At 38.4% G+C, this 20,619-nt stretch carries 13 protein-coding genes; 3 read left to right on the forward strand and 10 right to left on the reverse strand.

Features of this window, described 5'->3' with window-relative positions; translation table 11 throughout:
* Positions 1–1,142 precede the first annotated feature (1,142 nt).
* The 3 genes from Q8865_01260 (at position 1,143) to Q8865_01270 (ending at position 11,444) form a co-directional block, all read left to right on the forward strand.
* Positions 1,143–10,046 carry an S-layer homology domain-containing protein gene (locus tag Q8865_01260; protein ID MDP4152057.1) on the forward strand — a complete coding sequence of 2,968 codons (8,904 nt, stop codon included), beginning with the start codon at positions 1,143–1,145 and terminating at the stop codon, positions 10,044–10,046.
* Positions 10,047–10,120: 74 nt separating this feature from the next.
* A complete protein-coding gene (locus Q8865_01265; GenBank protein MDP4152058.1) occupies positions 10,121–10,681 on the forward strand; it encodes a hypothetical protein in 561 nt (186 codons plus the stop codon).
* Positions 10,682–11,042: 361 nt separating this feature from the next.
* Positions 11,043–11,444: a hypothetical protein gene (locus tag Q8865_01270; GenBank protein MDP4152059.1), complete on the forward strand. Its 402-nt coding sequence runs from the start codon at positions 11,043–11,045 to the stop codon at positions 11,442–11,444.
* A 294-nt stretch (positions 11,445–11,738) separates the two neighbouring features.
* On the opposite strand, the gene Q8865_01275 is transcribed toward Q8865_01270, so the two are convergent.
* From Q8865_01275 to Q8865_01320, 10 genes are all read right to left on the reverse strand, one after another.
* Positions 11,739–12,398 (reverse strand): ATP-dependent Clp protease proteolytic subunit, encoded by a 660-nt coding sequence (locus tag Q8865_01275; GenBank protein ID MDP4152060.1) that lies wholly within the window; start codon positions 12,396–12,398, stop codon positions 11,739–11,741.
* Positions 12,399–12,512: 114 nt separating this feature from the next.
* Positions 12,513–13,367, reverse strand: a complete 855-nt coding sequence (rsmI, locus tag Q8865_01280) for a 16S rRNA (cytidine(1402)-2'-O)-methyltransferase (GenBank protein ID MDP4152061.1) — start codon at positions 13,365–13,367, stop codon at positions 12,513–12,515.
* A complete protein-coding gene (locus tag Q8865_01285; GenBank protein MDP4152062.1) occupies positions 13,367–14,104 on the reverse strand; it encodes a tRNA1(Val) (adenine(37)-N6)-methyltransferase in 738 nt (245 codons plus the stop codon). Before Q8865_01285 ends, rsmI begins: the two co-directional genes overlap by 1 nt.
* Positions 14,105–14,186: 82 nt before the next feature.
* A complete protein-coding gene (locus Q8865_01290) occupies positions 14,187–14,357 on the reverse strand; it encodes a 4Fe-4S binding protein (GenBank protein ID MDP4152063.1) in 171 nt (56 codons plus the stop codon).
* Between the two features lie 86 nt (positions 14,358–14,443).
* Positions 14,444–16,015, reverse strand: a complete 1,572-nt coding sequence (locus tag Q8865_01295) for a S41 family peptidase (protein ID MDP4152064.1) — start codon at positions 16,013–16,015, stop codon at positions 14,444–14,446.
* A gap of 13 nt (positions 16,016–16,028) precedes the next feature.
* Positions 16,029–17,735: an arginine--tRNA ligase gene (gene argS, locus Q8865_01300; protein MDP4152065.1), complete on the reverse strand. Its 1,707-nt coding sequence runs from the start codon at positions 17,733–17,735 to the stop codon at positions 16,029–16,031.
* A complete protein-coding gene (locus tag Q8865_01305; protein MDP4152066.1) occupies positions 17,732–18,154 on the reverse strand; it encodes a DUF1934 domain-containing protein in 423 nt (140 codons plus the stop codon). Before Q8865_01305 ends, argS begins: the two co-directional genes overlap by 4 nt.
* A gap of 15 nt (positions 18,155–18,169) precedes the next feature.
* Positions 18,170–18,988 carry a glutamate racemase gene (murI, locus tag Q8865_01310; protein ID MDP4152067.1) on the reverse strand — a complete coding sequence of 273 codons (819 nt, stop codon included), beginning with the start codon at positions 18,986–18,988 and terminating at the stop codon, positions 18,170–18,172.
* Positions 18,989–19,013: 25 nt separating this feature from the next.
* Positions 19,014–20,114: a polysaccharide deacetylase family protein gene (locus Q8865_01315; protein MDP4152068.1), complete on the reverse strand. Its 1,101-nt coding sequence runs from the start codon at positions 20,112–20,114 to the stop codon at positions 19,014–19,016.
* 21 nt (positions 20,115–20,135) lie between these two features.
* Positions 20,136–20,540 carry an NINE protein gene (locus Q8865_01320; protein MDP4152069.1) on the reverse strand — a complete coding sequence of 135 codons (405 nt, stop codon included), beginning with the start codon at positions 20,538–20,540 and terminating at the stop codon, positions 20,136–20,138.
* Positions 20,541–20,619: the final 79 nt, after the last annotated feature.

The following is a 20,619-nucleotide window of genomic DNA, read 5'->3' on the forward strand; positions in this document are numbered from 1 at the left end:
GTATCCGACTATGCAAGAGATGACATCCTGCTGTTAGCCGCAAACGGTTACATCAACGGCACTGACGGCATGATCAACCCAACCGGCACAGCAACAAGAGGCGAAACAGCTCAGATGCTGACAAACTTCTTTAAAAAATAATCTCCATAACAAAGTAAAAGGTGCCGGAAGGCACCTTTTACTTTTATTGTTTAACAACCAGTATCAGTGAAGTCTTCAGTCACTCCTAAAATTATAACGATGAAAATTTTAGGTTAACTAATGTTACATTACATCTAATTAAAAGATTCAAATGCCAACCGAGTGCAACTGATATGCAATGCTTCTGATGCTGACTCGTGGTGGCATCTTTGCGGTGGATAAAACCGGACAGGTATTAATATAGTTGTAAATCAATAATTCTACAAATGTGAATATGACTGAAAACGATTTGGAATTGTTCAGCATCAGCAACAAATGTGATATAGGATATGTTCGTATTGTTTTAATGGATCTGAGCGCCAACTCTGTTAGATGATATTGAACAGATGAAATAATTTATCCAACTGGTAATTAACAAAAGCAGAAACAGCACAGATGTTATATGCTATTTTCGTAAGATCAAAGTAAGAATTTAATTAGACTAAGGTTGCAAATTTAGGTAGAAATTATTGTGCTATTACCCCCCCTATATGCAATAGACTCAGATTTAGGACAAAGTACCAGAAATTGATACTTTGTCTTTTTAATGCAAGGAGTGTTAAAATAGAAGCAATTGATAAAATATTTAAAATCTAAAAGAGGTCTGGAAGTAAGTGAGCATATGCTTGTTACAAATTTGGTGATTAAGATACATTTTATTGAATAATTTAAAATAATTTGACTTCAAATATGTCATTAATGAGTAGCTAAATATGGGCAAAAAATTAGTATTTACACTAGTTTTTTTGCTGTTATTAGTTGTTTTGTATGAGCACTAAATATGTAATAAGCGCAGGAGATTTGTTTTAACGGAAATTGAACTATATACATATCCGCTAACTTTACACATATTGAAATCAAGCTATATAGTGTATATAGTAAGTTATAGGGAATCTGATGTCCTGAATTGCGAGATATCAGATCAAGTTGTGATTTAGACAAATTAATTTAGGGGGAATTACATGAGCAAGACATTTCGAACAGTGCTGTCTGCACTGTTGGCATTTAGCATGATTTTAAGCGTATTTCCAGCTGGTATATACGCCGCAGATGATGCCAATACGCCAGTAACCAACGACAGTATATCGCAACCTAATGAAAACCAGACTGGTGCGAGCGGTTCAACAGATAGTTCCGCAACCGAGAATAGTACCAATGCTGATGATAAGACCACAACTCAAAGTAATACAGATGTAACAACACAAACTGACACAGCTACCCCAACTGATACAAATGCAGCTACTCAGTCTAATGAGAGTGCAACCATTCAATCTGTTACTGACAATGGTCTGATTATTACTGAAATTGATGCAGATCCGAGTGAACAGTCGGATGCGACTGAGTTTATTGAGGCATATGTTTCAGGAACTGAATCTATACCACTTTCAGATTTAAGAATAGACTTTAGCTATGGTGGGAGTGACCCAGAATTCTTAACAGAAACAGGTGGGCCTACTGAGCTTAAGCCTGGAGAAGTCTATGTTTTTGCATTATATTTGGATAATGATTATAAGGCAGGCTATAAGTATACTACAGATGAGCAGAAAGCAAGTTTCTGGAAATTCTTTGCAAGCAATGCTGATTTCAGCACTTGTGAAACTAGCGGTTTAGTTCCAGATGTAGCCCATAGGATTATTGCTCCTATGTTTTCACTAGATACTTTGAAGAATGTAAATGGAAGGGCTAACCTTCATAACAGCGGAACAAATAATGCAATTAGTTTTTATTCTTTATCGAAACAAAAAAATATTGCAACTTCTACATATTCATACTCAGTGGATTGTTCTTCAGGTAAAAGTGCGACGTATAAACAAGGGACTGACGGAGTTAATTCAGCTATATTTCAACAAAAGGCAATTTCTACCCCTGGTAAGATATTCGCAGGGCAGAAACCACTTGATATAAATGATACTATTGCGCCAACAATTAACCATACGCCAATTACTTCCGTTGATTTTACACAAATTAATAATTTGCTTGTTACAGCTGATATTACCGATAATACGGATGTAAGATCTGCAACTTTACACTATAAGAAGAGCGGCGGTTCATGGAAAGCGTATACTGAAGACTTTATATTTGAAAACCCGGGTTATTCAACTGAAAAGACATTTAAGTTTACAATACCAGCTGCCGATATCACTGGTACAAACGAGATAGATTATTATATTGAGGCAACTGATGGTAATAATAATACTACACTTTCAGCAAGCTCAAATGCCCCCAACAAAATCCAGGTCATTGATAATGAGGGACCGGATATTAGTATAACATCCCCAACTGATGGAATTACAGTTGAAGGAAATTATTATGATAAATTAATTGCTTCAATTAGTGATGAATTCGGAATTGACGCAACTTCATTGAAAATCGAGTATGATGGCAACACTATAGCCGTTCCAGCATCAAATTACAATTCTGGTGTAATGACTTATTCGTTTGCTAAGGCACAGCTAGGTGTAGGGACACATGAAGTGACGGTTGAAGCTAAGGATAAGAATGGTAATGCTTCTGCTGCTAAAGTTTCAATAGTTGTAAAAGACTATACAACACCACAGATATCATATGCTCCGCTAGACTACGCAGGGTATAAAGAGGACGCAATATTTAATGCCGAAGTTGCAAGTTCTTCTAATGATGGCGCAGTTCTTAATTACAGAAAATTCGGAACGAATGATTCGTTTTCTACAATTGCTATGACAAAGGGCAGTGCAAGACAAGCCGGAAGCCTGAATGCGCAGAAATTTACTGCAAAAATAGCATATAAAGATCTAAAGAATTTAAATAAAATCGAATATTATATCTCATCCGGAGACTTAAAAACACCTACATATTCAACATTTGCTCAACAGACTACTGATCTGATTATGACGGAACTTTGCGTAAATGCTGATAACGTGGTTGTAGACAATACTGGTTATGATGCTTGGGAATTTGTAAAGGTTTATAATGCTTCAAGCAGATATATTAATTTAAAAGATTATAAACTTGGATACGAGTGGTATGCTGGAAGTATCAAAAAGGGAATATGGTTTAATAATATAAGTCAATATACACCGTGTGAAGGGCTTGTTGAACCAGATAGTATAAATGTTGCGCCAAATGATTACCGGATTTTGTGGATCAAGCAGAATGCGCCAAGAAGTGCGATGGAAAATCTTACAAGAACTGATTTTGTAAATAAATACTCACCTAAAGTTCCTCTTGATAAAGTGTGCATGGCAGAAAGCTTTAATTACAGTGATGGGACACCAGAACAAGGAGTTGAGGGTGGAAACTTCTTTCTTGAGAATTTGCAAACATCATCACAATGTTTTAATTTAATCCTTGCAAAAAAAGATGCTACAGTTAATAATTATGAAGACAACACTACACCTGCACTGAATTTTACGGGTGGGAATTCTACTTACCTTACTAATGGGGTCACAATTGAATACAAGTGGAATGACTCAAAAGGAATAACAGAACCTTATGCTTCAATATCTGGTAATGCCACAAAAATGACATCGTTCTATTCATACGATCAAAAGCCTTGGGATTTTACAGATAATGTTGCACCATCGTTTTCAAATTATACACCACCAACTTCAATTGGATTAGCAGATTTAAGCCTTTCTGTATCCGCATCTGATAATAATGATATACGTTACATCAAACTATACTACAAATCAGAAGATGAATTAAGTTATAAAGAACTGACTTACGATTGTGCATCATCTTCAACAACAGGTAGTGTTAAGTCGGCAACAGGTACATTTACAATACCGGCTACGCAAATAGCATATATGAATAAACTTCAATATTATTTTGCGGTAGCTGACGCGGGCTTAAATATAACAACACTCCCTGCAAATGCATCCAACCCTTATACAGTTGATGTTCAAAAGACAACCGGCACACTTTCATACCCGGAAGTTGCAGTAACCGAATACGGCGCATTTCCTCAAGGCGCAGCAAAACAGGGCAGCGACGGTAATGTATTTGAATTTGTTGAGCTTGTAAATTTGAGCGGAAAGGATTTAGATCCAACGAAATTCAAACTTATGCTAACAACGTACGACTCTGCAACCGGTGCTACTAGTAGTTATGCAAATGATCTTGTACGCGAGAGCACAGTAACAGGGAACTCTTGGAAAGCTAATACGCCGCTTGTTTGCTGCCTATATAATACTGATATAATGACTACTGTTGATACACCATATTTGTGGGGAACAGACAACGATATGCAAAGGATTTGGTCTGATTTCATTAAATTTTATGGTTGCCCTAATATCCCCAAAGAAAATAGAGTATTAGCAGTGGAATACAATAGCGGGAACAGTTCTACATTAAGAACAACAACTATAAATGGTGTTACCTACAATGGATTTAATCTGCCAAATTCAGCGCATGCGGTACTTTCAGTTATGGATTGTACCAATTCTACAGCTACCGCAATATGCCAGGCGGAATATAACAAAGATTCAACTCAAGTTACTTCTAACAAGACTTTGGAATTTTCATACGCTCCAAAATTTGGCGCAGTTGTTGGAAAGATGCTTATTTCAGCTGTTGGAGTAACAGCGAATCCTTACCATTTAGAAGATTATCAGCAACCGAAGTCATCTCCGAATTCACCAGTCTTTGACCAATATTCTCATTCAGAGTATCGGCAACCAGACGAGAATGATTTTAGAGTTAAAATTACTGATCAGGACAATGATATTCAAAATGTCTATTTGTATTACAAATTAGAAAATGATAATGATTTCTCGGTTGTGAATATGACAAAAGATCTGCAGCATGATAATGAGTACGTAGCATCTATTCCGCTGGCCAATTTAAAGGCTTCTGAAGAGATCAAGTATTACTTTATTGCAACTGACGGTGCAAACATAACAACATTGCCAACAGATGTATTTAATCCCTATCATGAATTATGTAAAGACACCGAGGGACCAAGAGTAATTTCATCAACGCCGGTTGATCGAACGACTCTTCATACAGGATGTTTCTCAACAGGGATTACCCTTAAGCTTTCAGATATTGCAGGGGTTGATCCAAGTTCATTAAAAATGACTTTTGACGGTAAAGATGTAACTGATAAAATATCATACTCAAATAATACTGTTACCTATAACCCAGGTATTCTTTCTGATTTAAAGGTTTATAACATTGATCTTACAGTTGGTGATGAGTATGGTGGGTCTGTAGACGGAAAGTATCCGAATCAGCATATTTCTACTCGTCACATGACATTTACTCTTGGTAAGATAGACGATTCGCTTTCAGGAGTCGGCAATATTATTCATTCACCGTTGACATGGGTGTCGACAAGTCAGGATTTGATTATTTCAGCTGTTGTATCTGATGTTTCCGATAGTAACTCACTTACTGTTAATTACGGCTTTGATGGCGTGTCATCCGGCAAAAGTGTGAATATGACTAAAAATACAAATTTGAGCTCTAAAAAGTCCGATTCTCAGTATGTTTCATATTATGAAGCAACGATACCGAAAGATCAACTTATGGGACATTCTAAAATAGGCTATACAATTGTATCTTCAGGAACAACAAATAAGCAAATCCCCAGTGAAAATGGTAGTTGCTACAATGTTGAGATTCGCAATAAATTCAATATTCCTGATCTTATGATTACAGAGTTATCATCTAACCCAGAGGCAAGTGGACATTTCGATTATGTTGAAATTTATAATTCCTCAAATAGTGATATTGACCTGATGGATTATAGACTTGATTATCAACCTAGTCCGATATCAAATCCATCTCTGGTAAAATCAATCAAGATTTCTGATAGTTGGGAGTTTTCTCCATCAGCAATATCTTATGATTCAAAAGGTAACAAACAGTTTATTCTTGCACCGGGTGAGTGTGCAGTGGCACTTTTTGACCAGTTCGAGTATGGTGACCAATGGGATCTTTCAACATACAGGCAGTATAGGAATAATGCAAATGAGTTTGATCCTAATACACCTTTAGCAGCTAACACAAAGCTAATTAGGTTAAAAGCTTGCGATACCGCTAACAGTAATCTATTCCATATGAATTCAACCGGAACAAGAACTGTTATGATAGCGAAAAATGATATGGCTCCAGGTACTGCAATCTGTAAAGTTACTTATAATGATACTATGTCACAGGGAATTAACGACTCTATTATCGGTAAAAGTGTTCAATATGGTCTGCCTGAAAACGATGCTGATCCTACAGTTCTCAAGAAAATAGCTACAAATACTAATTATTCGCCTGGATATGTAGCACCTGAACAAAGATCGTTTAATATGGCCGATAAAACATCTCCATATATATTATATGAAAACACCCAAACAGCGGCCATAAACGCTAACGGGGATGTTAACATTGAGGTTCAGATTGTAGATGATACCGAACTTAGAAGTGAATACTTATACTATAAGTCGTTTAATACTGACGGGTATGTGAAGACTAAACTTACAGCTGAGAATGGAAAAGAAAATTATTATACCTGCACAATACCCTATGATGCGGTTAAGTATGCAGATCAGCTTCAGTATTATATTGAAGCATCTGATGGGTTGCATACAGTTACTTTAAAAGATAGTAACGGTGAACCGTTTGCTATTAAGTATACAGATACACAGGGACCTCAAATAACATATTTCAAGCCAGAACCATATTACTATTATGAAAATGTGTATATTCCGAATATTCAAATAAAGTTTGAGGATGTCTCTGGGATAGATACATCTTCAGTGAAGCTTTTAATAGACGGAAAGGATGTCACATCAGAAGCTGGACTTACGAGTGATAGTCGAGGAAATGTACTCAAATATTCACCGACTACAGCGCTTTCAGCAGGTAAACATAACATTGAATTTTTAGTTTCTGATAAATCCTCAGCACATAACCAGACTGACCAAAAATCAGAGTTCAGCATGGGCGACAGCGATAATCTTAACCACTATTCAGCTGAAGTTCATTCGCATTCAAACTATTCTGACGGTACAGGTACGCCTGATGAGGCTTATACATGGGCTCGTGATCAAGCAAAACTTGACATATTTGAGCTCTCAGACCACAGCCGTGTCGAAGGTGAACGTTTCTACTGGGATGTCATGGACTTACCGAAAATTGCAGCAAAATATTATAAACCAGGCCCGGGCGGATATCTTGCAATGGGCGGTTATGAAATGACTTGGTCGGGTTCAAATGGAGGACTTAACGGTCATATGACTGTTGCAAATTGCACACAGGATTCGGATTTTGATTTTGATTCATCAGATGAGCTTCCTGAGTTTTACGAGAAGTATCAAGGTAATCCTAATGTTGTTCTTCAGTTTAACCACCCTGGAGATTACTGGGGCGACTTCAATGATTACGATTATTACTCTGAGGCAACCGACAAAGTACTTGACCTATGCGAATTCCAAAATCCAGTATCTGATTATCAAAATGAATATGCACGTGCATTGTCTAAAGGCTGGCATGTTAATCCTTCGTTCAACGAGGATAACCATAGTAAAGCCTGGGGCTCTGCTAGACCAGAATGCGGAAAAGTTATAATGGGCGGACTTACCAAAGATAATCTTATAGAAGCTTACAGGATGAACAGAGGTTATGAGGCTGCATCAACTACAACATTCGTTGATTATAAAGTTAACGGACAATGGATGGGATCGAGACTTAAGAATCCTTCTGATCTTAATTTTGACATAACAGTTGCAGATACATCCAAAGATGAAACCGGTACATTGAGCATCATAACTGAAGACAACATTGTTGTTTATCAAAAGACATTTGCAGCGGGTGATTTAGTACAAAGCGACAAGTATGGTAATAAGAATAAGGTTGTTCATATAAATGATCTTACACTACCTGCTGAATACAAGTATTATTATGTCCGCTTTATAGACAGTGCTGGCTATTATTCAATAACAGCGCCGGTATGGGTTGAAAAAGATGACCCTGTCGTTAAAATAACTGATACTAAGATTGGGTTGAACTCATCAAGTGATACTCCTAACACTGTAGTTACCAGCTTCCAAAACACGACAGATAAAACATTGTCAAATGTAGAAGTTGATTACTATAGAAGTAATGACAATGGTTTTACTCTTTCAACAAATCTCCAAACTACACCAGCGATTACACCTATTGCAAAGAGAACTTTTGATACAGTAAATCCGCATGAAACTGTGCAGTCCGGAATGGATTTTGCAACTGATGCAAACAGACGTATTTATTCAATTGTAAGAGCAAATGTTGATGGCAAAAATTACGTAGCTGTAGGTTATGTAACATTGTCAGATTTATTGATTACTGAAATTGTATCAAACTCTAATCCTGTTACTATAAATGGAGTATATACTAAACACCCATTTGAATATCTTGAAATTTATAATAATAGTAACAACACAGTAAACCTCAAAAATTATACTGTTGCAAGAAGAGAAAGTTGGGGTAACGATACTGCCAATGCTACGTCATACACAATAACCAATGACTTTTATGTCAAGCCGCGCAGTGCAAAAATTATTTGGATTAAAGATAATTCCTCTTCATCTATAGGTGGCACAAATAATCTTACCATTGATGATTTTAACAAATTCTATGGAACAAATTACACACTTGCAAATCCAGTGAAAGGTACTCCAGATCCAAATGCAATGGTTTATCTAATGAGCAAACTCGGGTTATACTACATTAACTGGTCTCACTTTGATTTGAATAATCCGAGCGGAACAACGATTTCAAAAGCAATATTCAACGAAGGCGAATCTTGGCAGAAAGATGCTGTCGGAAATAAGGCTTTAACGTTCAGTTATTCTGTTGATGGAACAATTAGGGAAACCAAGATTGCAAACAATGCAAAACCGACTCCAGGAACTGTTTTAGATGAGCAGGTTCCGTTTATTACATCAGACTATAGCTTAAGCGCTTTGTCTCTGCAGACTAATAGTGGAACCGTTAAAGTTAATTTGACGGATAAAAATACGAGTTACCGTGTATCTGTTCCTGAAGGGACAACAAATGTTACAGTTATACCGGTGACGAAAGATCCTTCATTAAAGGTTAAAGTTAACGGTGTTGAACAGTATAGCGGTCAGGGCTTAACGACGTTGACACTGAGTAAGACCACTGGTGCAACTGCTCTAATCGAGATTTATTACAGCAGCAATGAATTAAAGGCGACATACACAGTAACTGTTGGTTCCGGTGAGATTAATGTAGGTTCAGATAATGGCAGCTCGGGAAGTTCAAGCGGTGGAAGCAGTTCTGGCGGTACTGATACATCAGGCGGAACCGATACAACAAATCCGACAGATGGCAGCACAACTACTACAACAACATTCTCTGATACTTCTAATCATTGGGCTAATAGTGCGATTACCTATATTGCGGGCAAAGGAATCATCAAAGGCTATGAAGACGGAACATTTAAACCTGACGCAACAGTGAACCGTGGTGACTTTACGCTTATGCTGATGAGGGCGTTTGCCGGAGATAAGACTGGATCAGGCACATTCAATGATGTAGATGCAAATGCATATTATGCAAGTGCAGTTGCAGTAGCAAAAGATCTTGGCATTGCGACAGGATCAGATGGGTCATTTAACCCAACAGCGAATGTGACAAGAGAGGATATGTTCGTATTGTTTGCAAGGACACTTAGAGCATTCAACTTGCTAGACGAAAAGGTAGATATCTCTAAGGTTTCGTTCAGTGATTCAGACAGCATAGCAGATTATGCAAAGAATGACATTCTACTTCTTGCTGCGAATGGTTTTATAAATGGAACAGATGGAAAGATAAATCCGACAGGCACAGCAACAAGAGCAGAAACAGCGCAGATGCTGTACAATTATTTCTCAAAAAAATCTTCTTAAATTTAAACCCAAATAAAAATAAGGAGGCTGTTGCAAAACGAAAGTTTTGCAACAGCCTCTATTTCTGTCCGATTGTGAAAGATCGCGACACCTGTGGCGTAATCGTTGTTCACAGCGATATGCACATTGTATCACGGCTTGAGCTGCCCGTTGCGCATATAGTCTTTTTTCATGTGCGTAAAGGTGGCGTCCGGGTCTGTTTCGGTGTAGATGTTGCTGGTGTTTCCCGTCATAAACAGCTTTTTCTTATAAGCATACATTTTCCCAACAGGGTGCAGAGCGTCTCATATACGTGCTGCACCGATGGCTTGCGGCGACCGATTTCACGCGCAAACTTAATCCCGGCGCTTTCTCCGAATCCACTAACCCGAAGAACTTTTTCAGAGGCACTTTACCGAAAATCTCACGCCGTTCAAATTCCTGCCGTACGGCTTTCTACGCCTTGGTCGGATATTTTCCTGTCGTTTTGGACCAGGCGAATGAATATCGTCTCGCGCGGCTTTCCAGTTGGTGCCGTCGAATACCTCGTCGCGTTCTGTTTCGCCCAGCTTCTCCAGACGACGGGTGAACTGATAAGACAGGCCTTCCTCAGTATCTTTGGTGTGCCCGGTGCTAACCCGGCAAAGGTGCTGTAGTCTGGCACTGGTTCCCCCTGCAGCAGCCACATGAACTCCAAACGCTTCCGGCGGGCTTCCTCCAGTTTGCGCGTCGAGTAGATGTCGCACATGTAGCCATTTACCAACACCTGAAAGATAATCCGGGGGTTGGTTATCGGTTTTCTTTCTTTTAAAGAATAGGCGCGATATAGTTTCCTGTAATCAAGTTCTCAGACTGGACACTTGAAGCCGTACCGGGTCATTCAGCGGTAATTTCCATATTCATTGGGAACGTCAACTGTTGAAAATCCTACTCAAATTTGTTATGATCTAAGTGCTTTTGAATTTGTTTCACAACTTAATTCTAAAGCAAAAAGTCGGGGCAACCAACCCTTTCGGGATGATTGCTCCGACTTTTTTGCGGGCTGTTTTGCAACAGCGTCAATATTTTTGCATTGCAATTTTTGCGAAAGCGCCACCAACTGTGCTGATGGCATTAAGATTTTTTAGATATAAAAAAACCAATATGCCGATAAAAACTGTATTTATTTTAGCAAAAGAAGGGAGTAGTATATGTAAGAATGAAAGCGGAAACAGGAAAAATCCAAGGGTATTGTTTGATAGAAAATGCATAAATAATACAATAGTTGGCATAGGCGGCTGCATTCATATGCTGGCTAAAATAATGCGGAAGATTAGTGCTAGGAACTATATTTTTCCAAATAGAAAAGGTATATATTTAATGAGGCATAGATTTTGGTCGAATGATATGATTCAACAGGAAAGAATGAAAACGCAATAGTAAAGTAAGATTACCATTAGGAGAAGACTAAATGACACTTAAAGAATATAAAACCGTGGTGACAGGTTGCAACACTTCTTCGATTAGAGACTGCATCCGCACCATTAGGTGCAGCCAGTAAAGAGAGAATTGCTAACAATAAAGACACGGAAAAGCCGGGGAAACTATAAAATTAGTAATTAATTATTTGGATAGATTTAAAAATAATATAAACTGGAGATGGTATAATAAACTGCTTTTCGTCATGTTTATCTTGTAAAAGTTTACTATACCATCTCCGAAGCTGTATATTTCCTAGTCCGAATTTTGCGGGGAGCGACGTGATTGAATCATAGAATATAATGAATCGAGAGCGTCTGACAATCCACCTAATTCATCGATAAGACCTACTTCAACGGCTGTTTTTCCATCTATTACTGTTCCCACATCGTTTACGAGTTCATCAGTTCTATACATATAGTCCCGGAGTTTCTGCTCACTTATGTGTGAGTTTGAAATAATAAAATTAGATATACGGGACTGCATTCGCTGAAAGTATTCGAATGTCTGGTGCACTCCAATCACTAATCCGTTCATACGTACAGGATGTATAGTCATTGTCGCAGACGGGACAATAAATGATTTTTTAGATGATACAGCTAGAGGAACTCCAATCGAATGTCCCCCTCCTAATACAAGAGAGACAGTTGGCTTTTTCATTCCAGACACCATTTCAGAAATTGCGAGCCCTGCCTCAACATCTCCGCCCATAGTATTAAGAATAAGCAGCAATCCTTCTATTTCATCACTGTCTTCGACTGCAACTAACTGAGGTAAAACATGTTCATATTTAGTTGTTTTATTTTGGGGAGGAAGAATATAATGGCCTTCGATTTGCCCGATTATAGTTATGCAGTGTATAATCCCACGACTGGATTTGGACGTTATACTGCCAAATTCCTGCGTGCGCTGCATTTCTTCCTTATTAGGGGTATCCTCTGCATCATCGTCTCCTGATATAAATCGACTATTCATAAAAAACGCAAACACCTCTTTTATAAATAGTGTTTGCGTTTTTTATATTATTTATCAATCTGTAAAACAGATTTTATAAACTTCATTTCGAGACAAATTAAACGTATCAGCAGTTTTTTTGACGGCTGCATTTTTGGGAAGTCCTAATTTAATATTCATATCGATGTCGGCAATCAATTTATCTTTTAAGCTGATGTCATTTAAATCAGGATGCTCAGGTGCTTTTTTGGGCATTCCATCGATAACTAAAACAAATTCTCCTTTCGGAGGTTTTTCCTCATATATCTGTATGGCTTGTGATAGAGTTGTTCTTATGACTTCTTCATGCAATTTTGTCATTTCTCTAGCTATACTGATTTTACGGTCTCCAAGCGTATCATAAAGATCGCGCAATGTTTCTTTTAGTTTATGAGGAGCTTCATAGAAAACCATAGTTCTTGTTTCTTCTTTAATATCATTCAAATGCTGCATACGATTTTTATGAGCTTTCGTAAGAAAGCCCTCAAATGTAAAACGTCCAGTTGGCAAGCCGGATAAAGCGAGTGCGGTGACAACGGCTGATGGACCTGGAACAGCAAATACTTCTATGCCTCTTTCTCCGCAAAGCCTAACAATATCCTCGCCGGGATCAGAAATTGCAGGCATTCCTGCATCTGTCACGAGAGCACAGCATTCGTTTTTTTCCAGTCGCGCGCATATTTCTTCTCCGCGTTCTCTTATATTATGCTCATAATAACTTATAAGAGGCTTTTTTATGTTAAATACTGATAAAAGTTTAGCAGTAACCCGGGTATCTTCGGCCGCAATAAAATCACATTCACGAAGTATAAACTGTGCGCGAGGCGACATATCCTCCAAATTTCCAAGAGGAGTTCCCACAAGATAAAGAGCTCCTTTTTTAACTATCATTACTTTACCTCCCGCCGGTATATTCGGCGTGTTTCTTCTGTTTCGTTTCCATTTTCGTCATAAATATAAAGTGGGGGCAAAACAAGAAGACCATCTCGCCCGTTTTTAAGCCCCTCAATCAGCACAAGATTAGGGGAACTATATTGTTTTGAATGTACAAATCTGATCCTTTTTACGGGAATATTATATGAATTGAATGCGATTATTACGTCGCAAAGTCTTTCAGGCCTGTGAACGATAAAAACTTTGCCGTGATCGCAAAGAAGGTAAGCAGCAGCTTTTGCAATATCATTGATAGTAGCATGCACCTCGTGATGGGCAGTTAAAAAATCATTATTAGTACTTGATAGACCAGTTTCAAATTTTTTATAAGGCGGATTACTGATGATAGCATTATAGTCGTTGGATTTTAGCAGGGCATTAATGTTTTTAATATCAAAATTATGAACGGTTATAACCTGTTCCAATTTATTTAATTTTACACTTCTGGATGCCATATCGGCATATTCATCTAAAAGTTCAACAGCATCGATATGGGAAGGGGAATAGTGCTCATGAAGCAAGAGAGGTATTATCCCACTTCCTGTTCCAAGATCGCATACTCTCGCGTTCTTTTTAATTCGCGCAAAATCAGCGAGAAGGACGGCATCAAGACCGAACTTGACGCCTTTTTTTTTCTGTATGATATTTAAGCCTGCAATCTGTAAATCATCAACTGTTTCGTCATCATGCACCATTAATTTCACCCCAAGGTTTAGTTTATCATAAAATATAAAAATAAAACAGGGTGTTAACCCTGTTTTATATGTACTGCAACTCTTATTTAGGTTGTGGCGCAGATACCGGACATACAGAAGCACAAGTACCGCATTCGATACAAGCGCTCTCATCGATAACGTATTTATCGTCACCGGAAGATATGCAGCTCACCGGGCATTCCGGCTCACATGTTCCACAACTGATGCATTCATCAGAAATTACATATGCCATTATATAAAACCTCCTTAAATAGTAATCAAACATTAAGAAAACTTGTTATGTTATTATAATAACAAACTCCTTAAACAATTTCAATCCTATTCCTGAATATATTTAAGTGCATATTCCATCTGAGCATCCTGCTGTGTTGAAATGTTTTTAGCAAGGTTAACAACATCAGTCAACATGTTAAATGTCTGAAGATCTAAAACGCCGGTAACAGGAATGCCTGCGTTTGTCTGGAACTTCTTTATTGCTTCAGTTGTTTTATCATCAAAAAGGTTATCAACACTGTCAAGTACTCCGACAATTTTAAGACGCTGTTCCAGAGCTATTACAGTATCACTTAATAAGCCTTCTTTAACACTCGTATAATTGTCGTGATTTAGGGGCTTGAACTGATAACCTGGGTATGTCGGGTCAGGATTGGTTATTACTTGATCGGGAACTATTCCGACTCCGTTATAGTGATTACCCTTTGGTGATGTAATCTCAAAATCAACAGCGAGAAGGACGGAGTTGTCTGACATTGGGAACCCCTGCATTCCTACGCCTTTACCGTACGACGTTTGACCAATGATTTGTGCTCCCAGTAACTCGCGAAGTGAAATTGTCATTACTTCTGCGGCAGAGTAGGAGTTCTTATTAATCAATATTGCGACTTTATCAAAAGCTTTGCCGATCCCGGTAGAATAATAGCTTGTATCGACATCAACACCCTTTTTAAAGTTGGTTTTAAAAAGCAATTTTCCTTTAGTCGGGATAAGTTTGTCGATGTATGCCGCTGCATTTTCAAGTTCCCCGCCAGGGTTATCACGCAAGTCAAATACGATCCTTTTAATTCCTGAATTATATATGTCATCAATCGCAGCGTTATATTCTTCAATAGTTCCCATAAAATCATCTATGCGAACAACTGCATAAGGAACCTTTCCGTCCGTATGTTTTTCCCAAAATACGACGTTGGCAGTAAATGCTTCCTTTGAAAGCTTTGTGGTATATAATATATGATCAGATGGTCTGTAAAGAGAAGCCGTGATATTCTTATCACCGGCAGCGGCTAATATAGATGATGGATCTCCATTTCCATAAAGCCTTTGGCCATTAATTGTGTAGAATATATCGCCTTCACAAATACCAGCCTTAGCAGCCGGAGTGTTATCGTACACACGAATAACCTTAGCAATGCCGTCTTGATACAAATATTTTATACCTAAACCAGTCAATGATTTTTGGTTAATAAAAGAATCCCATTCTTCAGCTGTTAAATAGGCATTGAATTGATTGTGAGACTGCAGCATCATATTGACAAACGCAGGCATCATATCAGGGTAATTCATCAAAAGATTGTATACTAATCCCTCGAGAAGTTCCTGCTCAGTAACATCCTCATCATTTGATACATCAAGATAAGTCTTCAGGACCTCATAAAACAATTTAACAGCTTCATCACCGGTAAGCGCGCTGCCTTTATCATCTTCGGCTTTCTGCTGCGCTTCCGCTAAGAACTTTAGAAAGTCGTCATACGATGGAGTATTACTGCTTGTGGACGCGCTGTTTGGCGTAGCTGCGGCCTTGGTTGCTTCTTCGGCAAAAGTGGTTGCGCTGAAAGATAAAATCAAGGATAATGCTAAGAAAAGTGATATGAATTTTGATACGTACCTTTTCATTATGTAGTCTCCTTTACATTTTTTCTGGAGCTTCGATATTAATTATGCGTAGAGCATTATTAATTACTTGTCTAGCAGCCTGGCATAAGGAAAGACGCGCATACATAAGTTCTTCATCCTTGCAGCGCACATAGCATGCATTATAGAATTTATGAAAGGCACTAGAAATTTCTACGGCAAAACGTGTCATTTTTGTAGGCTCGAGATTTTCAGCTGCACAGCGTATTTCCTCAGGGAAGACAGCAAGAAGGCGTATAAGATCACGTTCTTCCGGCGCTGTTAACCGTGAAAGATTTACTTCATCAGTATTTTTGGGTGTAATTCCTTCAGCAGACAGATTTTTTAATATACTGCATATACGAGCGTGCGCATATTGAACGTAAAAAACTGGATTATCGCTGCTCTGTTTAACTGCAAGGTCAAGATCAAAGTCCATCGCGCTGTCGCTTAATTTAAAGTCAAAGAAAAATCGTGCCGCATCTACCGGGATCTCATGTAAGAGGTCTGCAAGAGAAATGGTTTTACCAGTGCGTTTTGACATGCGTACGATTTCGCCGCCACGCATCAGTCTAACAAGCTGAATAAGTACAAACTGGAGGCAGTCAGGTTGTAAACCTAGAGCTGCGACGCCTGCCTTAAAACGCAATGTATGTCCATGGTGGTCAGCACCGAAAACGTCGATTACCTTGTCAAAATGGCGTTCCAAAAATTTGTTACGATGATATGCAATGTCTACAGCGTAATAAGTATAAAAACCGTTTGACTTTTTAAGTACTTCATCTTTTTCACAGCCAAACTGTGTTGTCCTGAACCACAGAGCTCCGTCCTGCTCATAAACATAACCTGCGTCAGAAAGCATTTTAACAGTATCTTCAACATATCCGCTCTTATGCAGTTCACTTTCAAAAAACCACCGATCATACTTAATTCGATAATTTTCAAGGTCTTTCTGCATTTTTTCTATATTTTTCTTCAGAGTATATTCGACCAGAATTTTTCTTCTCTCATCTTCTGGTTTGCTCAATAAACTGTCGCCATATATTTTTGCGCATTCAGCCGCTCTTTCACGAACGTCGTCTCCATGATAACCGTCTTCTGGAAACTCAGCAGCATCTTCTCCTTTAAAATACTGTATATAACGAACTGAAAGCGAACGTGACAGCACGTCCACCTGATTTCCGGCGTCATTAACATAAAATTCACGTGAGACATCATAGCCAGACCATGAAAGAATTGTAGCAAGAGTATCTCCTACAACTCCGCCGCGCGCATTTCCCATGTGCATTGGCCCGGTAGGGTTCGCTGATACAAACTCTACCATTACTTTTTTGCCTTCTCCAATATTGCTTTTGCCGTAATCGATTCCATTACTGATTATGCTTGTTACAACACCGGAAAAGTAGCTGTCTGATAAATAAAAATTAATAAATCCAGGGCCTGCAACTTCAACCTTGTTAACAAGAGAATCAGAGGTATCGATATGTTCAACTATCGCCGACGCGACAGTTCGCGGGTTCATTTTAAGCAAGCCTGCCGCCTTTAGAGCAACATTTGTTGAAAAATCACCGTGTGATTTATCTTTTGGTTCGGAAACCTCAATCTCGGTTTCAATATCATAGCCGCATTGCTTTATAGCTGTTTCAATAAGCGTTTTGATGTGACTGACCGCTTGCAGTATCGGGTTTGAAAACAATTTTACTCCTCCTGATGATTTCTTCATTCTTTTGTTTCGATCAAAATATTTATTCTATTACGACTGAGCAGCGCACTGCTCATATCAAGAGTATATTCAATATAAAGAGAGCCGCCATTTTCGCCTAGTTTTAAGTCGATGTCAATGGTACTGACACAAATCGTGATGTATCCTTCTCCTGTATCGTACATACAGTGATTTCTTTCACCTTTTTGAAAAACCATTTCATGGTTTACAGATCCCTTACGGGTAAGAACTATACGGCTATTTTCGATATCTAGCGATGTAATAACGCCCTCAAGACCTGTTATTTGAGATTCATTGTAACATATATAGTAATGACTGTCAATTTTTGAAAATTCTCCGCTTGTCACGAATTTAATGCTGTCATTATTTCCGTCGTCGAAGAGCTGTTCACTGTTTATAGTAATTATTGCTTCGTCCATGCTGTTTCTCCTTTATCAGTATTTATCTATGTTAACAAGCGAGGGACGAATAGTATAGGCTTTTCCCAAAAATATTTCAGCTATATGTTTAAAAGAATCTATATCTGAAGATACATAAAAATCGGGATTTCCTTTACAGTTGTCTGAAAGCGAACCTCTGTCTTTAAGAACATCGTGTGCAGTTTTTACTGCTTCTTCTGCCGGATTAACAAGGGTCACAGAATCTCCGCAAACGCTTTGAATGATTTCTGAAAGGAAAGGATAATGCGTACACCCAAGAACAAGGGTGTCGATATTTTCTTTCAAAAGTGGTTCAAGGTATTCCTGGGCGACAAGCTTGGCAACCCTGTCGCCTTTATGGAAGCGGCCATTCTCAACAAGTGGCACAAAAAGTGGAGCAGGCATGGGAAATACCTGCACTGAAGAATCTTTCCGTGTTATGGCATCATTATATGCGCCTGACTTAATAGCAGCAGCAGTGGCTAAAACACCGATACGACCGTTTCTAGTTTTGCTGACAGCGGCTGCCGAGCCAGGTTCTACAACCCCAATAATAGGAACAGGATACTTGTTTTTTATATGGGGCAGTACTACAGAAGAAACTGTACCGCAAGCAGCTATAATAATTTTTACATCAAAGCTTAAAAGAAAATTAAAATCCGAAGATGCGAATTTTTCGATTGTGTCAAAAGAACGCCCTCCATAAGGCATATGTTCAGTATCGCCGAAATATATGATATGTTCATTGGGTAAATATTTTTCAGCAGCATGAACGGCAGTAAGCCCTCCCACGCCGCTGTCAAATATTCCGATACAATCTGACAAAAGGTTCATCCTTTCCAATATACTGTCTAATATTCTATTCCATTAATAAAGGGAAATTAACTGGCTTAGTTGTTTCATAAAGCGGGCGCAGGTGATAACCAGCGTTCTGCATATAAGTAATAAGTCCCGGAAGTATTATCGTAGCTGTATTTGTATTATTTACTAAAATAACCGAATTCCATTTAATTCTTTCAAGGTTGCGCTGTGTCATCAAAAGCTGGGTGGAAGGTTCTACATCACCGAATCGGGCTTCTGTAAATTCAATATTATACTTCCATGTTCTATAGCCGCTTTTAACGAGATCGGCATTAACACTGTCGGTATTATACTGAGATCCATGCCGCAGCATAACAAGACGTGATCGGGTGTATGTGAGTTTTTGCAGGATATCATTTAAGCGGTTGAATTCATCAGCGATTTGAGCTGACGTTAACCCCTGTTTTGCTTCAAAATCCGGCGAGAGCATAAGACCGATATCCTGCCCCTCTATTACAAGCTGACGCATAAGGGAAGCGTTGCTTTGAATCTGGTCGCCTGTAAAAAAGAATACCGCTTTACAGTTTGAATTGCGCAGAATCTTAAGCTGTGTTTGGGTATACTGAGACGTGCCGATTATACAGAGGTAAAAATTAGGATTATCAGTTTTGTTATTAAAATCAGATGGCATATTATGCATAAGCCGTTCTATATCACTGTCTGAAATCTGTGATGTTCTTGTCTTTATCCGATATATTCCTGGTGACGGCTCACTGAATATCCCCCCAAGCTCACTTACAACGAACAACGCGGGTATATATGTTATACCATTCTGAATCGGAACTTTTTTTTCATAGAATCTATTATCATAGGTAACTGCAATGTTATTTTCACGATAAAAACTTATAGACACCGTACCTTTATATACAGTTAGAGTATCTGTAACTTCGTCGTATTTATAGTTGCCCCCGACAACTGCTAGGACAGTCTGAACAGGGAAGAAAACCTCATCATCAATAATTATTGGCTGTTCATTTGAAGGGAGGTATACAATGTCATCATTTTTAATAAAAGGCATGGTTGTATCAGCTGAAGGCGTAATAGTCAACAGCGAGCAAAATAAACATACCGTTAGAAAGTATGAAACAGCTTTTTTCAACCAATCACCCCGAGGAATAGTTTAAAAATCCTTTAGCGGAATACCGTTTGAATCAACGTTTATTTCCTTTGCAAGAATCAAGATTCCCTCAATAAATCCCCAGATCGATCCTATTCCGCATGTAATAATTGTTATTATAATCTGCCAGACAGCACGGTTTGTAAACCCTAAATAAAAATTATGGACACCAAAACCACCCAAAAAGATACCGAAAAGACCAGCAGCGAGCCGTGATTTTGGCTCAGTATCAAAAGGAGATGTCTGAGAATGCGTGAAAACCTGACCACAGCTTGTGCAGACTGCATCAGTTGGGCGAACTTCTTTACCGCAGTTATTACAATAATTATTGCCAAAACCGCGTGAAGCCCTACACCTGGGGCATACATTCATATCGCCAATATCCAACCCACAGACTCTGCAAAACATAAAATACCTCCATTTTACACAAATAATTATATAGATAATATATAATCAAGTATATACGAAAATACCATGAAAAACAACG

The organism is Bacillota bacterium, from assembly GCA_030705925.1.
In the GTDB taxonomy this organism is placed as follows: Bacteria; Bacillota; Clostridia; order Oscillospirales; family Feifaniaceae; genus JAUZPM01.